The following is a 17,371-nucleotide window of genomic DNA, read 5'->3' on the forward strand; positions in this document are numbered from 1 at the left end:
GTTCCCAGACAGAAGGTTTCGCCCGTGGCCAGCACCGACATCGCCGCCGTCATCGTCGCCGCAGGCCGGGGCCTGCGCGCCAGCGCGGGCCATGAGGACCTGCCCAAACATGACCTGCCCAAACATGACTTGCCCAAGCACGATCTGCCCAAGCACGATCTGCCCAAGCAGTACCGGCCGCTTGCCGGCGTGCCCGTGCTGGCGCGCACGCTCGACGCCTTCCTCGGCCATCCCGGCATTGCGCGGGTGCAGGCCGTCATCGGGGCGGACGACATCGACCGTTACGAACGGGCCATCGCCGCCCTCTCCCGCCGCGACGGGCTGCTCGCGCCCGTCGTCGGCGGCAGCACGCGGCAGGAGTCCGTGTTCGCGGGGCTGCACGCCCTGCGCAACGACCCGCCGGCCGTCGTCCTCGTCCACGACGGCGCGCGCCCGTTCGTATCGGCTGCGCTGATCGACGCGGCGATCGCGGCAGCGCGCGCCCATGCCGCCGCCATACCCGGCACGTCCGTCACCGACACCATCAAGCTCGTCGACGACAGGGACCGCGTCGCGGCGACGCCCGAGCGCGCGAGGCTTCGCGCCGTGCAGACGCCGCAGGCCTTCGACTACCGGCTGCTGCTCGGCGCCCACGCGCGGGCGCGTGCCGAGGGCCTGTCCTCCTTCACCGACGACGGCGCGCTCGCCGAGTGGGCAGGCTCGCCGGTCACGGTCTTTCCCGGAGATCCCGACAACGTGAAGCTCACCACACAGGCCGATTTCGACGCCGCCGAACGGCGGCTGCTCCCCGGCCAGCACCTCGTCACCCGGGTGGGCACGGGTTTCGACGTCCACGCCTTCGCGGCGGGTGACCACGTCTGGCTCGGCGGGGTCAGGATCGCGCACACGCGCGGCGTCAGTGCCCATTCTGATGGCGACGTGGTGCTGCATGCGCTCACCGACGCCCTGCTCGGCGCGCTCGCCGACGGCGACATCGGCAGCCATTTCCCGCCGGGCGATCCGCAATGGCAGGGGGCGTCTTCCGACCGCTTCCTCGCCCATGCGCTCGGCCTGCTCCACGCGCGCGGCGGCATCCTCGACCACCTCGACGCGACGGTGATCTGCGAAACGCCGAAGGTCGGCCCGCACCGCGAGGCGATCCGGGCGCGGATCGCCGGGATCTGCGGCATCGGCGCCGACAGGGTGTCCGTCAAGGCCACGACTTCCGAGCGGCTCGGCTTCACGGGGCGGGCCGAGGGCATTGCGGCGCAGGCTGCGGCCACCGTGCGCCTGCCGGAACGATAGAGCGCGTTCCGATCAGACGGAATCGTCTGATCGATCAGAATTCGCTCATAATCAAAAACTGAGAGCATGTCATATGATGACATGCTCTGATCACCGCCCCCAATCCACTCGCGGGGAGAGACAGCATGACCGACAACAACGACCTGTCAGGAAAAACGCCGGCGGACACGGCGACGATCTTTCCGGCGCACCTGATCGAGCGGGCGCGCCGGCTTCTGGAGGAGGCGCGCGAGCGGGGACTTCGCCTCGCCACGGCGGAATCCTGCACCGGCGGTCTCGTCAGCGGGCTGCTGACCGAGATCCCCGGCTCGTCCGACGTGGTGGAAGGCGGCTTCGTCACCTATTCCAACGCCGCCAAGCACACCAGCATCGGCGTTCCCCTGGATCTGCTGGCGCTGCACGGCGCGGTCAGCGAACCGGTGGCGCTGGCCATGGCGGAGGGCGTACTGGAGCGTCTGCCCGACGCCGATGTCGCCGTCGCCCTCACCGGCGTCGCCGGTCCGGGCGGCGGCTCGGCGGCGAAGCCGGTCGGGCTGGTGCACCTGGCCACGGCACGGCGCGGTCATCCGAGCCTGCACGTCGTCTACCACTTCGCCGACGAGGGCCGCGCCGCCATCCGCCTGAGGTCGGTGGCGGCGGCGCTCGACCTGCTGGAGCGCACCGTCACCGCCAGCACGACGTTTACGGCGTGAGCGCAAGGGCGCGCCAGCAACGCTGAAACGCCCTCAACCCGCGTCAGACGATACCGGCGCGCCGCAGGACCTTGAGCGTATCGTTCTCGAAGCTCGCGATGGCCGCGCGCAGATGCTCGGCCTCCGCCGCCCCGTCCTCGATCGTCGCGCCGTCCTTGATCAGGGCGTGGCCACGTTCCCTGAGCTGCTGGCGCACGAAGGCGGCCTTGTCCTGCGCGTCGGTCGCATACGCGGTGAACAGCAACTGCGACAGGTTGTCGAGGCCGATGCCCGAGCCGGTGATCGGCGAAGCCAGCACCTGGATGGCGTCGCCGGCCTTGACGCGCTCGGCGACGGCGGCGTTGAACGCCTTCGCGCGCGCCGTGCGCTCCGCCTCGCCCTCCGCGGGCAGCGCCGGATGCGCGGCGCCGACCAGCACCAGGACATGCAGCGCCTCGGTCACCTGCCCCCAGGTGAGCCGGGCGACATCGGCGTCCGTGACCAGTTCGGCGAGGGTCTGCGGCCCGCGGCCGAGCGCGGCGATCACCGGATCGTAGACGCTGGCGTTGAGCGAGACCTCGCCCACGCGCGCGGCGATCTTGCGCGGCACGTCGGCAGGATCGCGCAGCAGCACGAAACGCTGGTTGTTCCAGATGTCCTTCTGCTCCTGGCGCGGCAGCGCCGAGGCGCCGCGCAGGTAGATGTCGCGGCGGAACGCGGTGTTCAGGATGACGTCGCGCGCCACCTCGCGGAACACCGGGTCGGAAATCGACGCCAGGAGCTGCCGCTGGTCGGGATTGAAGTTGAGCGCCTCGGTCTGGGAGGCGAGGTGGGCCTGCCCGGCATAGGTCACCTTCGCCTCGCCGAAATCCTTGGCGACGTCGCTGAAGAAGAACGCGTCCCAGTCGCTGTTCATGTATTCGTGCGCCAGATAGGACAGCGGACGCTTCTGCAGATCCTCCAGCCGGGCCGCCGCGCCGGGATTGGCGACGAAGAAGCCGGCGTTCAGCTCCTTGAGGCGATTGAGCAGCCGCACGCCCTGGGCGATCTGCTGGGTGATCTCGCCCCCGCCAAGCGCGCCGCCGTCCCGCAGCACGCGCTGCAGGGTCGCTCCCGCAGACCAGCCCGGATAGGCGTTGTAGGACACGTAGACAACGCCGCCGGGCTTGAGATTGCGGCGGACGATGTCGCGGATGTAGCCGCGGTTGGCCTCGCTGACCCAGCTATAGACCCCGTGCAGGACGATGAAGTCGAAGCTTTGCAGGCTGTCGTCGCGCGCCAGCTCCTCGAAGCTGCGTTCGAGGAACGTCACGTTGGGGGTGCCGGCCTTCGCCGCCAGCGCCCTGGCGTGGCTGATGTGCGCCGGATTGAAATCGACCGCCACCACCTCGACGTCCGGATTGACGGCGGCGAGGAGATTGGCCGTCAGGCCGTGGCCCGCCCCCAGTTCGAGATAGGAGACCGGCCCGCGCGGCGTGGCCAGCCCCTGCTGCAGCAGCGCAAAGCGCAGATTCTCGGGCGTGAGTTCATGAAAGAAACCGATCGTGTATTCGATTCCGGTTACGTAACCTTCTGACCATTTAGACATAATCTACCTCTACTATCTATCTCAAATCTTGTCTTCATGAAGCCGCCTCCACATCAGATCATGCAAAGACAATACGCATTCCGAGAAGCGGGTCATTTTCAGGTACGCAACTTTTGGTGATCGCAATACTTCGTTAAGGTGTCATTAACCGCGACGGAGGTAGCATTCATGTATGGTCAAACGCAAGCGCCTCCGCGCCATCCTTATACCGGTTTTTTTATACGCCGTTTCGGCCGCCGTGGTAGGGTACTTTCTCTTCCACGCCCAGAACGGCGCGCGCGGGCTCGAGGCCAAACGCGAGTTCAAACGACAGATCTACGAGAAGACCGTCGAACTCGAAGCGCTCAAGGCGGAACACGCCGAATGGGACCGCCGGACGGAACTGGTGCGCGCCGGCAGGATCGACGCGGATATTCTCGAGGAAGAAGCCCGCAAGACACTCGGCCTCGTCCATGAAAACGACGTGGTCGTGTTCCTCGGTTCCGCCAACGGACGATAGCACGGCGGACGGGAGTCCTGAACCGGCGCGGGGCGTTTTTTCCATCAGACGCTTGAAACCGTTCGCCTCCGGCGATATACAGGACACGCCAGCCCGGGCCCCTCTGGCAGTCCGCTGAATTCATCCGGACTGTGATGTCGGACTGGATGTCTGAAATCCGGTGGCCTGGAGCGTAGGGACTTTCATTCGACATCGCTGAAGCTTCGCCTTCTGTACGGTCCGCGATAGCGGAGCCTTGCAGGGAGATTGCCGGTGCGCGATGCCGGTCCCGCCGCGACGGCCGCCCTCATGACGGGTGCCAAATGGCGGACACACTCAATTATCTTCTGACGCCTGACGCGTTCTATACCCTGCTGCAGGTCATCATGATCGACCTCGTGCTGGCAGGCGACAATGCAATCGTGATCGGCCTCGCCGCTGCCGGCCTGCCCAAGGAGCAGCGTGGCAAGGCCATTCTCGTCGGTATCATCGCGGCGACGGTGCTGCGTATCTTCTTCGCCGCGCTGACTACTCAGCTCCTGCAGATCGTCGGCCTGCTGTTCGCCGGTGGCGTGCTGCTGCTGTGGGTGTGCTGGAAGATGTGGCGCGAGCTGCGCATCCAGCATCAGGAGGAAGTCGACGCCGTCGAGGCCCTCGGCGAGGAAGACATCAACAAGGACGGCACCATCGCCGGCCAGACCCAGACGAAGACCTTCAGGCAGGCGGCCACGCAGATCATCATCGCCGACCTGTCGATGTCGCTCGACAACGTGCTCGCCGTCGCCGGCGCGGCGCGCGAACATCCGGAGATCCTGGTCTTCGGTCTGGTGCTCTCGGTCGCGCTGATGGGCGTGGCGGCGAACTTCATCGCCAAGCTGCTGCACAGGCACCGCTGGATCGCCTATATCGGCCTCGCCATCATCCTCTACGTGGCGCTCGACATGATCTACCGCGGCCTTCTCGAAGTGATCCCGGTCGTCAACAACGTCGTTAACGGCGGGTGACACCCGTCACACGATCATCGTGCCGGCGGCGCGGGCGGAAACGCCCGCGCCGTTGCTTTTGCGCAAGATCGACATTCGGAACACTCTACAAGAAGCTGGCCGGGTAACGCGCCATCTGGCCGTGTTCCCTCACCGCTCCGTTGTCGAAGTGCAGCTTGCGCCCGGTTTCCCGGCTGAAGCAGTGCAGGCGCGCAAGCGGCAGGTGCAGCGTCGTGTCCGTGTCCAGAAGGCCGGGCCAGACGCCGGCAGTGCGCAGCACGATCGTGCCGGCGGCGCCGGCGCGCGCGTAGACGAGGCTCTCCGCCCCCACCATCTCCACCGCCTCGATCCGCGCCGGCAGCGCCAGCGCGGGCTCGGCCCCCGCATCGAGCCGCACGTCCTCCGGACGGATGCCGATGACGCCGGTGCCCGCCGGCACGGCGTCCGGCAGGGCAACGCCCGCCGCGCGCAGCTTGTCGGTATCGATCAGGTTCATGCCCGGCGAGCCCATGAAGCCGGCGACGAACAGCGTCTGCGGATCGGCGTAGAGATCGAGCGGCACGCCCTGCTGCTCGATCGCGCCGCCGTTCATGACCACGAGCTTGTCGGCGAGCGTCATCGCCTCCAGCTGATCGTGCGTCACGTAGACCAGCGTCGTGCCGAGCGTGCGCTGCAGCCGGCGGATCTCCACGCGCATGTGCGCGCGCAGCTTGGCGTCGAGGTTCGACAGCGGCTCGTCGAACAGAAACGCCTGCGGCTTGCGCACGATGGCGCGCCCCATGGCGACGCGCTGGCGCTGGCCGCCGGACAGCTGCCGCGGCTTCCTGTCGAGATAGGGCTCGATCTCGAGGATGCGCGCCGCCTCCACCACGCGCGCGTCGATCTCGGCGCGCGGCGTGCGGCGGTTCCTGAGGCCATATTCCAGATTGCCGCGCACCGACATGTGCGGATAGAGAGCGTAGTTCTGGAACACCATGGCGATATCGCGATCGGCGGGCTCCAGATCGTTGACCACCCGCCCGCCGATGGCGATCGTCCCGGCCGTGATGCGCTCCAGGCCCGCGATCATGCGCAGCAGGGTCGACTTGCCGCAGCCGGAGGGGCCGACCAGCACCACGAGCTCGCCCGCGCCGATCGCGAGGTCGAGCCCCTTGATGACCTCCACGCCGCCCGGATAGGTCTTGCGCACGCCCGCGATGTCGATGGTCGCCACTTCACTTCTCCGTCTCGACGAGGCCCTTGACGAACAGGCGCTGCATCAGGATGACGACCAGCACCGGCGGCAGCATGGCCAGCATCACCGCCGCCATGACGAGGTTCCATTGCGGATCGGCGTCCGACACCGCCACCATGCGCTTGATGCCCATCACGATGGTGTAGTAGCGCGGGTCCGTCGTCACCAGCAGCGGCCACAGGTATTGCACCCAGCCGTAGATGAACAGGATCACCGCGAGCGCCGCGATATTGGTGCGCGACAGCGGCAGCAGGATGTCGCGGAAGAATCGCAAGGGGCCCGCGCCGTCGACGCGCGCTGCTTCCGTCAATTCGTCGGGCAGCGTCATGAAGAACTGGCGGAACAGGAAAGTGGCCGTCGCGGAGGCGATCAGCGGCAGGGTGAGGCCGGCATAGGAATTGAGCAGGCCGAGATCCGCGACCACCTTGAAGGTCGGCAGGATGCGCACCTCGACGGGCAGCATCAGGGTGATGAAGATCATCCAGAAGAACAGCATGCGGCCGGGAAAGCGGAAATAGATGATGGCATAGGCCGAGATGATGGAGATGGCGATCTTGCCCACCGTGATCACCGTCGCCATGACGAACGCGTTCCACAGCATCAGCCCCAGCGGCGGCGTGCCGGCCATCGCCATCCCCTGGCGGAATATCCCGCCGTAGTTGGCGGCGAGTTCCGCGCCCGGCAGCAGCGGCATCACGCCACTGACGAAGGCGCCGTCCGGATGGGTGGAGGCGACGAAGGCGAGATAGACGGGCAGCGCCACGATGGCCACGCCCGCGATCAGCACGAGGTGGGTGAGGACGTTGAGCCAAGGTCTGTTCTCGATCATACCCTGTTCTCGATCATGCCCTGGTTGTCGCTCATCGCCCGCCCCTCAATACTGCACGCGCCGCTCGACATAGCGGAACTGGACGATGGTGAGCGCGATCACGATCAGCATCAGCACCACCGACTGCGCCGCGGACGAGCCGATGTTGAGGCCGAGCACGCCGTCGGCGAACACCTTGAACACGAGGATGTTCGTCGCCCCCGCCGGCCCGCCGCCGGTGGTCGCGTCGACGATGGCGAAGGTGTCGAACATGGCGTAGTTGACGTTGATGATCAGCAGGAAGAAGGTCGTGGGCGACAGCAGCGGAAAGACGACGGTGAGAAACCGCTTCAACGGCCCCGCGCCGTCGATGGCTGCCGCCTCGATCAGCGAGCGCGGGATCGATTGCAGCCCGGCGACGAAGAACAGGAAGTTGTAGGACACCTGCTTCCAGCTCGCCGCCACCACCAGCATGATCATGGCGTGGTCGCCGTTGACGCGGTGGTTCCAGCGCACGTCGGCGAACGACAGCAGATAGGGGAAGATGCCGATGGTGGGGTTGAACAGGAACCACCACAGCACGCCCGCCACCACCGGCGCCACCGCATAGGGCCACACCAGCAGCGTGGTGTAGATGCCCCCGAGCCGGATGAGCCGGTCGACGGACACGGCGAGCAGCAACGCCAGCGACATCGACGCGAGAGTGACCGACACCGCGAACACCGCCGTGACCCGGATCGAATCCACGTAGGCGCGATCCTCGAACAGGCGGATGTAGTTGTCGAACCAGACGAAGGAGGCGCTGAGGCCGAAAGGGTCCTCGCGCACGAAGGACGACACCACCGCCTGCCCTGCGGGCCACAGGAAGAACACGACGGTGATCGCGATCTGCGGCGCCAGCAGCGCATAGGGCAGGATTTTGTTCGGGAAGATCGTGCGTTTGGTCTGCATGCGGACGAGCCGGTCCCGTCAGAAGGCGGCAAGACCCGCGCCGGCCGGCGCGGGCCCGCCGTTGGCGACGAACGCGTCTTACTTGTTGGCGGCCTCGAAGTCGCGCAGGATGCGGTTGCCGCCGGCGACCGCCGCGTCGAGCGCGTCCTTGGCGGACTTCTTGCCGGCGAGCAACGCCTCGAACTCGCTGTCGATCACGTCGCGCACCTGGGCGAGGTTGCCGAAGCGGACGCCCTTGGAGTTGGCCGAAGGCTCGCCGCGGGTGATCTGGTTGATGGCGATGTCGGTGCCGGGGTTCTTCTCGTAGTAGCCCTGCTCCTTGCCGAGCTCGAACGCGGCGTAGGTGATCGGCAGGTAGCCGGTGAACTGGTGCCAGTCGGCCTGCACCTCGGGCTTCGACAGGTAGGAGAAGAACTTGGCCACGCCCTTGTATTCCTCGGCCGGACGGCCCTGGAGCACCCACAGCGTCGCGCCGCCAATAATGGAGTTCTTCGGCTCCGTGATCACGTCGTCATAGTAGGGCAGCGGCGCGAAGCCGACCTCGAAGGTCTTGGCGTTGGCCACGACGCCGGCGCGCGAGGCCGAGGAGTTCATGTAGATGGCGCATTCGCCGGAATAGAACTTCGGCGGGGCGTCGTTGCCGCCCACCGGGCCGCCGTACTGGAAGATGCCCTCATCCGACCACTTCTTGAGGTTCTCGAAGTGCTTGACCTGGGCGTCGCCGTTGAACTGGAACTCGGTCGCGAGGCCGCCGAAGCCGTTCTCCAGCGTGCCGTAGGGCTTGTCGTGCAGAGCCGAAAAGTTCTCGAGCTGCACCCACGACACCCAGCCGGTGGTGAAGCCGCACTTGGCGGCGCCGGTCTCGAGGATCTTCTTCGAGAACGCCTCGACGTCGGCCCAGGTCTTGGGCGGCGTGTCGCGGTCGAGGCCGGCCTTCTCGAACGCGTCCTTGTTGTAATAGAGGATCGGCGTCGAGGAGTTGAAGGGCAGTGACAGGATGTTGCCTTCGGTGTCCGAATAGTAGCCGACGACAGGCGCGAGATAGCTCTTCGGATCGAAGGGCTCGTCGTTGTCGGCCATCAGCTGGAAGACCGGGTAGACGGCGCCCTTGGCGGCCATCATCGTGCCGGTGCCGACCTCGAACACCTGCACGATGGCCGGGTTCTGCTTGGCGCGGAAGGCGGCGATGGCGGCCGTCAGCGTCTCGGGGTAGGAGCCCTTGTAGACGGGCACGATCTTGTAATCGGACTGGCTGTCGTTGAAGCCCTTGGCGATCTCCTCGAGCTTGACGCCGAGCTCACCGCCCATCGCATGCCACCACTGGATTTCCGTCTGCGCGAGAGCGGGGGCCGTGAACGCGAACGAGACGGCCAGCGCCATCCCGGAAATATGAACCTTGCTTGCCATGGTCGTTTCTCCATGCAGGATGACGGCCCCCTCCGCGGGAACCTGCCTCTGTTGCCGAGATAGGCGCTGGCGATGATGCTTCGTTGACAGGCCGATGACGATTTAACGACATAAAGCCCTCGTGTGGAGGCTTCATGACATCATGACAGGGGGGCGCGCCGCCGGGTGAGCGTCACCCGCGCTGGAAGGCGCCGGGCGATACGCCGGTCCATTCCCGGAAGGCGCGCGAAAAACTCTTCTCGCCGCGGAAGCCCGTGAGGTGGGCGATCTGCTTCAGCGGCCGGTTGGTACGCCGCATCAGGTCGATGGCCTGCTCGCGGCGCACGTCGTCCTTGATCTGTTGCAGCGACGCCCCCTCCTCCCGTAACTGCCGGTGCAGGGTGCGGCTCGATATGGCGAGCGCCGCGGCGAGCACTTCCGCGTTCGGCAGGCCGGCGCGGCCGGCCGGCGCGCGCATGTGGCCCTTGAGCAGGCTCTTCACCCTGTCCACCAGCAGGCGGTCGCGCTTGTATTGCAGCACGGTGAGCAGCAGCGCCCTCTGCAGCATGGCGCGCGTCGCCGCCTCGTCGCGCAGGGGGGCGAGCGCCAGATAGTCGGCATCGAAGCTGAAACCGGCGAGCTCCGCCCCGAACCGCGCCTCGCCGGGAAACATCGCCCGGTACGACGCCGCGTGCGCCGGGCGCGGAAACGGGAACGTCAGATCGTCGAGCGGAATGCGCGAGTCGATCAGCCAGCAGGCGAAGCCGTGCACCATGCGCAGCACCGACACCAGGCAGAATTCGCGCAGCCGGTCCGGGATGCGCCCTTCATGGAGCGCGAGGCTCGCCTGCCCCGCCTTGACGGTCAAGGTAAGCCGGATATCCTCGGTCAGGAGCCCGTGGCAGCGGCACCAGCGCTTGAGGGCAATGCCGAGATCGGGCGCCGTCACAGCCGCCCGGCACAGCAGGCCGTGGCTTCCCCACGGCAGACGGCGCGAGAACCAGCCGAGCGCCTCGTCGTCGAGCTCGCGCATGGCGAAACCCGACAGCGCCTCGAACTGCTCGGCCGTGACGCGCGCCGCCGGATCCGCGAGAAGATGCGGCGCAATCCGTGCCTGCCGCAGGGCCGCTTCCGGCGACCGGCCACGGATGGCATAAGCCTCTGTTATTGCTATCACAAATGCAATCGGCGTGACTGCGGACAAGGTCTTTCCGGCGCTCCGTATCATGGCCGCATGATTGCGCGATGATGGCGTGATTTGCAACCATTGTGGCACCAATTGGCGGATGGAACGGTTTACTCTGAAACCCATGAGGTCAATGAGACGGCACAACGACAACAAGCGGGAGCGAGACCGATGACATTTTCAGGGCTGGGACTCGATTTCGATCTGGGCGAGGATGTCGACGCCCTGCGGGAAGCGGTTCAGGCGTTCGCGGCCAGGGAGATCGCGCCCATCGCCGCCGACGTGGACCGCGACAACGTCTTCCCCGCTCCCTTGTGGCGCAAGCTCGGGGAACTCGGCGTCCACGGCCTCACCGTCAGCGAGGAATACGGCGGCACCAATCTCGGCTATCTCGCCCATATCGTCGCCATGGAGGAGATCTCGCGCGCCTCGGGCTCCGTCGGCCTGTCCTACGGCGCGCACTCCAACCTGTGCGTGAACCAGATCCGCCGCAACGGCACCGAGGCGCAGAGGCGGCGATACCTGCCCAAGCTCGTCTCGGGCGAGCATGTCGGCGCGCTCGCCATGAGCGAGCCCGGCGCGGGATCGGACGTGGTCAGCATGAAGCTCAGGGCCGAAAGACAAGGCGACCGCTTCGTGCTCAACGGCTCGAAGATGTGGATCACCAACGGCGGCGACGCCGATACGCTCGTCATCTACGCCAAGACCGATCCGTCGGCGGGGCCGAAGGGCATCACGGCCTTCATCGTCGAGAAGGGTTTTCCGGGGTTTTCGGCCGGCGCCAAGCTCGACAAGCTCGGCATGCGCGGCTCGAACACCTATCCCCTGTTCTTCGACAATGTCGAGGTGCCGGAGGAGAACGTGCTTGGCGGCGTCGGCAACGGTGTCAGGGTGCTGATGTCGGGCCTCGATTACGAGCGGGCGGTGCTTTCCGGCGGGCCGCTCGGGCTGATGGCGGCCGCGATGGATGCGATCGTGCCCTATATCCACGAGCGCAGGCAGTTCGGCCAGAGCATCGGCGAATTCCAGCTCATGCAGGGCAAGATCGCCGACATCTACACCACTTGGCAGGCGACACGGGCCTATGTCTACGCGCTCGGCAAGGCGTGCGACCGGGGCGACCACGCCCGCACACTGCGCAAGGACGCGGCCGGGGCGATCCTCTATTCCGCGGAAAAGGCGACGTGGATCGCCGGCGAGGCCATCCAGACGCTGGGCGGCGTCGGCTACACCCGGGAATTCCCGGTCGAGCGCCTGTGGCGCGACGCCAAGCTCTACGAAATCGGCGCCGGCACGTCGGAGATCCGGCGCATGCTCATCGGGCGCGAGCTGTTCAACGAAACCGGAAACTGATCATGGCCGTCATCGACACCAGGATCAGCCCGCGCGCTGCCGATTTCCAGGCGAACGCGCAAGCCATGCAGGCGCTCGTCGTCGACCTGCGCCAGCGCCTCGCGCAGGTGGCGCAGGGCGGCGGCGAGGCGGCGCGCGCAAAACACGTGGCGCGCGGCAAGCTCCTGCCGCGCGAGCGGGTGGAGCTGCTGCTCGACCCCGGCACGCCGTTCCTCGAGATCGCGGCCATGGCGGCCTATGAGGTCTACAAGGAGAAGGACGGCAGCGATTCCGCCCCCGCGGCCGGCATCATCGCCGGCATCGGACGCATCGCGGGACGCGAGTGCGTCATCGTCTGCAACGACGCCACGGTGAAGGGCGGCACCTACTTTCCGCTCACCGTCAAGAAGCACCTCAGGGCGCAGGAGATCGCCCAGCAGAACCGGCTGCCCTGCGTCTATCTGGTGGACTCGGGCGGCGCCAACCTGCCCAACCAGGACGAGGTGTTCCCGGACCGCGACCATTTCGGCCGTATTTTTTATAACCAGGCCAACATGAGCGCCGAGGGCATTGGCCAGATCGCCGTCGTCATGGGCTCGTGCACCGCCGGCGGCGCCTATGTGCCGGCGATGAGCGACGAGACGATTATCGTCAAGAATCAGGGCACTATTTTTCTGGCCGGCCCTCCCCTGGTGAAGGCCGCGACCGGCGAGGTGGTGAGCGCCGAGGCGCTCGGCGGCGGCGACGTGCACACGCGCCTCTCCGGCGTCGCCGACCATCTCGCCAACGACGACACCCACGCGCTGGCGCTCGCGCGCCGGGCCGTCGCCAACCTGAACCTGTCCAAAAAAATCCCGCTCGACGTCGTCCCGGCCCGGCCGCCGAAATACGACCCGGCCGAGATCTACGGCATCATCCCGACCGACACGCGAAAACCCTTCGACGTGCGCGAGATCATCGCCCGCATCGTCGACGCTTCCGCGTTCGACGAGTTCAAGGCCCGCTTCGGCCCCACGCTGGTGACGGGCTTCGCGCATATCGAGGGCCTGCCGGTCGGCATCATCGCCAACAACGGCATCCTGTTCTCGGAGAGCGCGGCCAAGGGGGCGCATTTCGTCGAACTGTGCTGCCAGCGGCGCATTCCACTCGTCTTCCTGCAGAACATCACCGGCTTCATGGTCGGGCAGAAATACGAGAACGAGGGCATCGCCCGCCACGGCGCCAAGATGGTCACGGCAGTAGCCTGCGCCAACGTGCCGAAGTTCACCGTCATCATCGGCGGCTCGTTCGGCGCGGGCAATTACGGCATGTGCGGGCGCGCCTATTCGCCACGCTTCCTGTGGATGTGGCCCAACGCCCGCATCTCGGTGATGGGCGGCGAGCAGGCGGCCTCGGTGCTCGCCACCGTGCGCCGCGACGGCATCGAGGCGAGAGGCGACACCTGGAGCGCCGAGGAGGAAGCCGCGTTCCGCGAGCCCATCCGCCAGCAGTACGAGCACCAGGGCCACCCCTACTACACCACGGCGCGGCTGTGGGACGACGGCGTCATCGACCCCGCCGACACGCGGCGCGTGCTGGCGCTCGGCCTCTCGGCGAGCCTCAACGCGCCCATCCCCGAGCCGCGCTTCGGCGTGTTCCGCATGTGAGGCGCAGCCGAACGGATAATTTTCATATGAGGCGCAGCCGAACGAACAACCTTCGTGTGAGGCGACTATGAGCAACCTGCTGATCACCCGCGACGGCCCCGTCGCCACGGTGACGCTGAACCGCCCCGACGTGCGCAACGCCTTCGACGACGCGCTGATCGCATCGTTGACAGCGGCCTTCGCCGAACTCGGCAGCGACAAGAAAACCCGCGCCATCGTGCTCGCGGCCAGCGGCAAGGCGTTCTGCGCCGGCGCCGATCTCGCGTGGATGCGGCGCATGGCGGACTACACCCATGCGGAGAACCTCAAGGACGCGACCGCGCTCGCCACCATGCTGCGCACCATCCACGAGACGGCAAAGCCCGTCATCGCCCGGGTGCAGGGCGACGCGTTCGCGGGCGGCATGGGGCTCGTCGCCGCCTGTGACATCGCGATTGCGGCCGACACCGCCCGCTTCTGCCTCAGCGAGGTGAAGCTCGGCCTGATCCCGGCCACCATCGCGCCCTATGTCATCGCGGCCATGGGCCAGCGCGCGGCGCAGCGCTACTTCCTGACGGCGGAAGTCTTCTCCGCGCAGGCTGCCGCTGCCACGGGCCTCGTGCACGATGTCGTGCATGCGGACGCACTGGACGCGACGGTGGAGCACTTTCTGAAAAACATCCTCGCCGCCTCGCCCGCCGCGCTCGGGGAAGCCAAGCGCCTGCTGCGGGAAGTGGGCGGGCGCGCCATCGACGACGCGCTCGTCACGGATACCGCAAGGCGCATCGCCGATATCCGCGCCTCCGCGCAGGGCCGCGAGGGCGTGCAATCCTTCCTCAACAAGACAAGGCCGTCCTGGTTGGCGGCGGAACAATAAGCGGGGGAACCATGACGCAGCCGGCCATCCGGAAAATCCTCATCGCCAACCGCGGCGAGATCGCCTGCCGGGTGGCGGCGACGGCGCGGCGTCTGGCGATCCGCACCGTCGCCGTCCATTCGGATGTCGACGCTGGAGCGAAGTTCGTCGCTGCCTGCGACGAGGCGGTGTCGCTCGGCGGCGCCGCGCCGAAGGACAGCTACCTGCGCTGGGAGAAGATCATCGCCGCCGCCAGGGCGACGGGCGCGGAGGCGATCCATCCCGGCTACGGCTTCCTGAGCGAGAACGCCGACTTCGCCAGGGCGTGCACGCAGGCGGGACTCGTGTTTATCGGCCCGCCGGCCGAAGCCATCGAGGCCATGGGGCTGAAGGCGGAATCGAAGCGCCTCATGGAAAAGGCGGGCGTGCCGCTGGTGCCGGGCTATCACGGCGCTGATCAGGAGTTCGATCTGCTCGCGGCGGAAGCGGAGCGCATCGGCTATCCGCTGATGATCAAGGCGAGCGCCGGCGGCGGCGGCAAGGGCATGCGCATCGTCCACGCCCAGGAGACCTTCGCCGAGAACCTCGCCTCCTGCCAGCGCGAGGCGGTGGCGAGCTTCGGCAGCGCCGCAGTGCTCATCGAGCGCTATGTGGAGCGCCCGCGCCATATCGAGATCCAGATCTTCGGCGATACCTACGGCAACTACGTCTACCTCTTCGAGCGCGACTGTTCTGTGCAGCGCCGCCATCAGAAGGTGCTGGAGGAAGCGCCGGCGCCGGGCCTCAGTGCCGCGCGCCGGCGGGAAATGGGCGAAGCCGCCATCGCGGCGGCCCGCGCGGTGGGCTATGTCGGCGCCGGCACGGTCGAGTTCATCGCCGAGCCCACCCACGACGGCGACCTCGACTTCTACTTCATGGAGATGAACACCCGCCTGCAGGTGGAGCATCCGGTGACGGAAGCCATCACCGGGCTCGATCTCGTGGAATGGCAGATAAGGGTCGTGGGCGGCGAACCGCTGCCGCTGGCGCAGGACGACCTCGCCATCGACGGCCACGCCATCGAGGCGCGTATCTGTGCCGAGAACCCGGACAACGACTTCCTGCCCGCAACCGGCCATCTCGACGTCTTCCGCTTGCCCGATCACACGGCCTTCGGAATCAACCCCAACGGCGTGCGCATCGATTCCGGCGTGCGCGAGGGCGACGATGTCTCGCCGTTCTACGACCCGATGATCGCCAAGCTGATCGTGCACGGGCCGACCCGCGAGGAGGCGCTGGCGCGGCTCGACGCGGCATTGGCCGGCACGCATATCGTCGGCGTCGCGACCAACGTCGCCTTTCTGCGGCGCACCGCCGCGAGCCGCTCCTTCGCCACCGCCGATCTCGACACGGCGCTGATCGTGCGCGAGCGCGACGCGCTCTTCGGCGGCGAGGGACTGCCGTTCGCGGTGACGGCGGCCGCCGTCGTCGCCCATGTCCTGCGGGAGGAGCGCGCGCTCGCGGACAGCGATCCCGATCCCTGGTCGCGGCGCGACGGCTGGCGCATTGGCGGGCCGGTGACACGCCGACTGGTGCTCGAACACGGCGAGGCGCGCGAGACGGTAGCGTTCACGGCGCTCGACGCCACGCATGTCCGGCTGGAGGTCGCTGGCGTGACGCACGCCCTCAGCCTCGACGAAACGGCAGCAATCACCATCGACGGCCGGCGGCTGCCCGTCACCACCTACCGCACCGGCGAGATCTTTTCGGTATTCGCGAGCGACGGCAGCGCCACCGCCCATCTCGTCGATCCGCTGGCGCACGCGGGTGAATCCGAGGCCGAGGCCGGACGCCTCACCGCGCCGATGCCGGGCAAGGTCGTGGCCTTCCTCGTCGCGGCGGGCGAGGAGGTCGCCAGGGGTCAGCCGCTCGCCGTGATGGAGGCCATGAAGATGGAGCACACCATCAAGGCCCCCATCGACGGCACCGTGTCGGAACTGCTCTACGGCGTCGGCGACCAGCTCGCCGAGGGCGCCGAGCTGCTGCGTCTCGAACCGTTGCGGAAGGCGGGGTGAACCATGAGCGCGTTGCCATCGAAGGCCAGGATCGTCGAGGTCGGCCCGCGCGACGGGCTGCAGAACGAAAAGAGCTTCGTCGCTACCGCCGTCAAGGTCGAACTCATCGACCGTCTGCAGGCGGCGGGTGTGAAGCATATCGAGACGACGAGCTTCGTCAGCCCGAAATGGGTGCCGCAGATGGCGGATGCCGCCGCCGTCATGGCCGGCATCGCGCGCCACGCGGACGTCACCTATTCGGTGCTGGTGCCCAACATCAAAGGGTACGAGGCCGCGCTGCCGACGATCCCCGGCGAGATCGAGGTATTCGGCTCGGCGAGCGAGGCCTTCAGCCAGAAGAACATCAACTGCTCCATTGCCGAGAGCATCGAACGCTTCGCGCCCGTCGTGGCGGCGGCGCGGCAGGCGGGCATCCACGTGCGCGGCGCCATCTCCTGTGCGCTGGGCTGCCCCTATGAGGGCGAGATCGCGCCCGACAAGGTCGCCTACGTCGCGCGCCTCATGCAGGACATCGGCGTCCAGCACGCCGCGGTCGCCGACACCATCGGCGTCGGCACGCCGCGCAAGGCGCAGGCGGCCCTGGAGGCGGCCTTGTCGGTCTATGACATCGCCGATGTGTCGGGCCATTTCCACGACACCTACGGGCAGGCGCTCGCCAACATCTATGCGGCGCTCGAACTCGGCATCCGCCAGTTCGACGCCTCGGTGGCGGGGCTCGGCGGCTGCCCCTACGCCAAGGGCGCGACCGGCAACGTGGCGACGGAGGACGTCGTCTACCTGCTCCGCGGGCTCGACATCGAAACCGGCATCGACCTCGACGCGCTCGTCGACGCGGGCGCGTTCATCTCGCAGACGATCGGCCGGCGCAACGGATCGAACGTCGCCAACGCGGTTCTGGCCAAAAGAGCCGGCTGATCACTTGATGAGCGCGATCT

General features: G+C 67.3%; 15 protein-coding genes. 9 read left to right on the forward strand and 6 right to left on the reverse strand.

Annotation, left to right across the window (positions count from 1 at the left end; all coding sequences use genetic code 11):
• Positions 1–24 precede the first annotated feature (24 nt).
• Both ispF and ACUSIJ_RS08725 read left to right on the forward strand, forming a co-directional pair.
• On the forward strand, positions 25–1,284 hold the full coding sequence (ispF, locus tag ACUSIJ_RS08720) for a 2-C-methyl-D-erythritol 2,4-cyclodiphosphate synthase (protein ID WP_449307985.1): 1,260 nt from the start codon (positions 25–27) through the stop codon (positions 1,282–1,284).
• A gap of 125 nt (positions 1,285–1,409) precedes the next feature.
• Positions 1,410–1,976, forward strand: coding sequence for a CinA family protein (locus tag ACUSIJ_RS08725; protein WP_449307986.1), 567 nt, complete (start codon positions 1,410–1,412; stop codon positions 1,974–1,976).
• 43 nt (positions 1,977–2,019) lie between these two features.
• Here ACUSIJ_RS08725 and ACUSIJ_RS08730 read toward each other — a convergent pair whose 3' ends face one another.
• Positions 2,020–3,543: a methyltransferase regulatory domain-containing protein gene (locus tag ACUSIJ_RS08730; RefSeq protein ID WP_449307987.1), complete on the reverse strand. Its 1,524-nt coding sequence runs from the start codon at positions 3,541–3,543 to the stop codon at positions 2,020–2,022.
• Positions 3,544–3,715: 172 nt separating this feature from the next.
• On the opposite strand from ACUSIJ_RS08730, the gene ACUSIJ_RS08735 reads away from it, so the two are divergent.
• Both ACUSIJ_RS08735 and ACUSIJ_RS08740 read left to right on the forward strand, forming a co-directional pair.
• Positions 3,716–4,042, forward strand: coding sequence for an FtsB family cell division protein (locus ACUSIJ_RS08735; protein WP_449307988.1), 327 nt, complete (start codon positions 3,716–3,718; stop codon positions 4,040–4,042).
• A gap of 302 nt (positions 4,043–4,344) precedes the next feature.
• Positions 4,345–5,025 (forward strand): TerC family protein, encoded by a 681-nt coding sequence (locus ACUSIJ_RS08740; RefSeq protein ID WP_449307989.1) that lies wholly within the window; start codon positions 4,345–4,347, stop codon positions 5,023–5,025.
• A gap of 85 nt (positions 5,026–5,110) precedes the next feature.
• On the opposite strand, the gene ugpC is transcribed toward ACUSIJ_RS08740, so the two are convergent.
• The 5 genes from ugpC to ACUSIJ_RS08765 all read right to left on the reverse strand — a co-directional run bounded on the left by ugpC (position 5,111) and on the right by ACUSIJ_RS08765 (position 10,560).
• A complete protein-coding gene (ugpC, locus tag ACUSIJ_RS08745) occupies positions 5,111–6,217 on the reverse strand; it encodes a sn-glycerol-3-phosphate ABC transporter ATP-binding protein UgpC (protein ID WP_449307990.1) in 1,107 nt (368 codons plus the stop codon).
• Position 6,218: 1 nt separating this feature from the next.
• Positions 6,219–7,067, reverse strand: a complete 849-nt coding sequence (gene ugpE / locus ACUSIJ_RS08750; protein ID WP_449307991.1) for a sn-glycerol-3-phosphate ABC transporter permease UgpE — start codon at positions 7,065–7,067, stop codon at positions 6,219–6,221.
• A 45-nt stretch (positions 7,068–7,112) separates the two neighbouring features.
• Positions 7,113–7,997, reverse strand: coding sequence for a sn-glycerol-3-phosphate ABC transporter permease UgpA (gene ugpA / locus ACUSIJ_RS08755; RefSeq protein WP_449307992.1), 885 nt, complete (start codon positions 7,995–7,997; stop codon positions 7,113–7,115).
• 78 nt (positions 7,998–8,075) lie between these two features.
• Positions 8,076–9,404: a sn-glycerol-3-phosphate ABC transporter substrate-binding protein UgpB gene (gene ugpB / locus ACUSIJ_RS08760; protein ID WP_449307993.1), complete on the reverse strand. Its 1,329-nt coding sequence runs from the start codon at positions 9,402–9,404 to the stop codon at positions 8,076–8,078.
• A 172-nt stretch (positions 9,405–9,576) separates the two neighbouring features.
• Entirely contained in the window at positions 9,577–10,560 is a 984-nt protein-coding gene (locus tag ACUSIJ_RS08765; protein ID WP_449307994.1) for an AraC family transcriptional regulator, read from the reverse strand.
• A gap of 180 nt (positions 10,561–10,740) precedes the next feature.
• On the opposite strand from ACUSIJ_RS08765, the gene ACUSIJ_RS08770 reads away from it, so the two are divergent.
• The 5 genes from ACUSIJ_RS08770 (at position 10,741) to ACUSIJ_RS08790 (ending at position 17,351) form a co-directional block, all read left to right on the forward strand.
• On the forward strand, positions 10,741–11,922 hold the full coding sequence (locus ACUSIJ_RS08770; protein ID WP_449307995.1) for an isovaleryl-CoA dehydrogenase: 1,182 nt from the start codon (positions 10,741–10,743) through the stop codon (positions 11,920–11,922).
• A gap of 2 nt (positions 11,923–11,924) precedes the next feature.
• Positions 11,925–13,547, forward strand: coding sequence for a carboxyl transferase domain-containing protein (locus ACUSIJ_RS08775; protein ID WP_449307996.1), 1,623 nt, complete (start codon positions 11,925–11,927; stop codon positions 13,545–13,547).
• 67 nt (positions 13,548–13,614) lie between these two features.
• Complete coding sequence (locus tag ACUSIJ_RS08780) at positions 13,615–14,403, forward strand: enoyl-CoA hydratase/isomerase family protein (protein WP_449307997.1); 789 nt, start codon at positions 13,615–13,617, stop codon at positions 14,401–14,403.
• Between the two features lie 11 nt (positions 14,404–14,414).
• On the forward strand, positions 14,415–16,436 hold the full coding sequence (locus tag ACUSIJ_RS08785; RefSeq protein WP_449307998.1) for an ATP-binding protein: 2,022 nt from the start codon (positions 14,415–14,417) through the stop codon (positions 16,434–16,436).
• A gap of 3 nt (positions 16,437–16,439) precedes the next feature.
• Positions 16,440–17,351 carry a hydroxymethylglutaryl-CoA lyase gene (locus ACUSIJ_RS08790; protein ID WP_449307999.1) on the forward strand — a complete coding sequence of 304 codons (912 nt, stop codon included), beginning with the start codon at positions 16,440–16,442 and terminating at the stop codon, positions 17,349–17,351.
• Positions 17,352–17,371 lie beyond the last annotated feature (20 nt).

It is taken from the genome of Pseudochelatococcus sp. B33, from assembly GCF_053570585.1.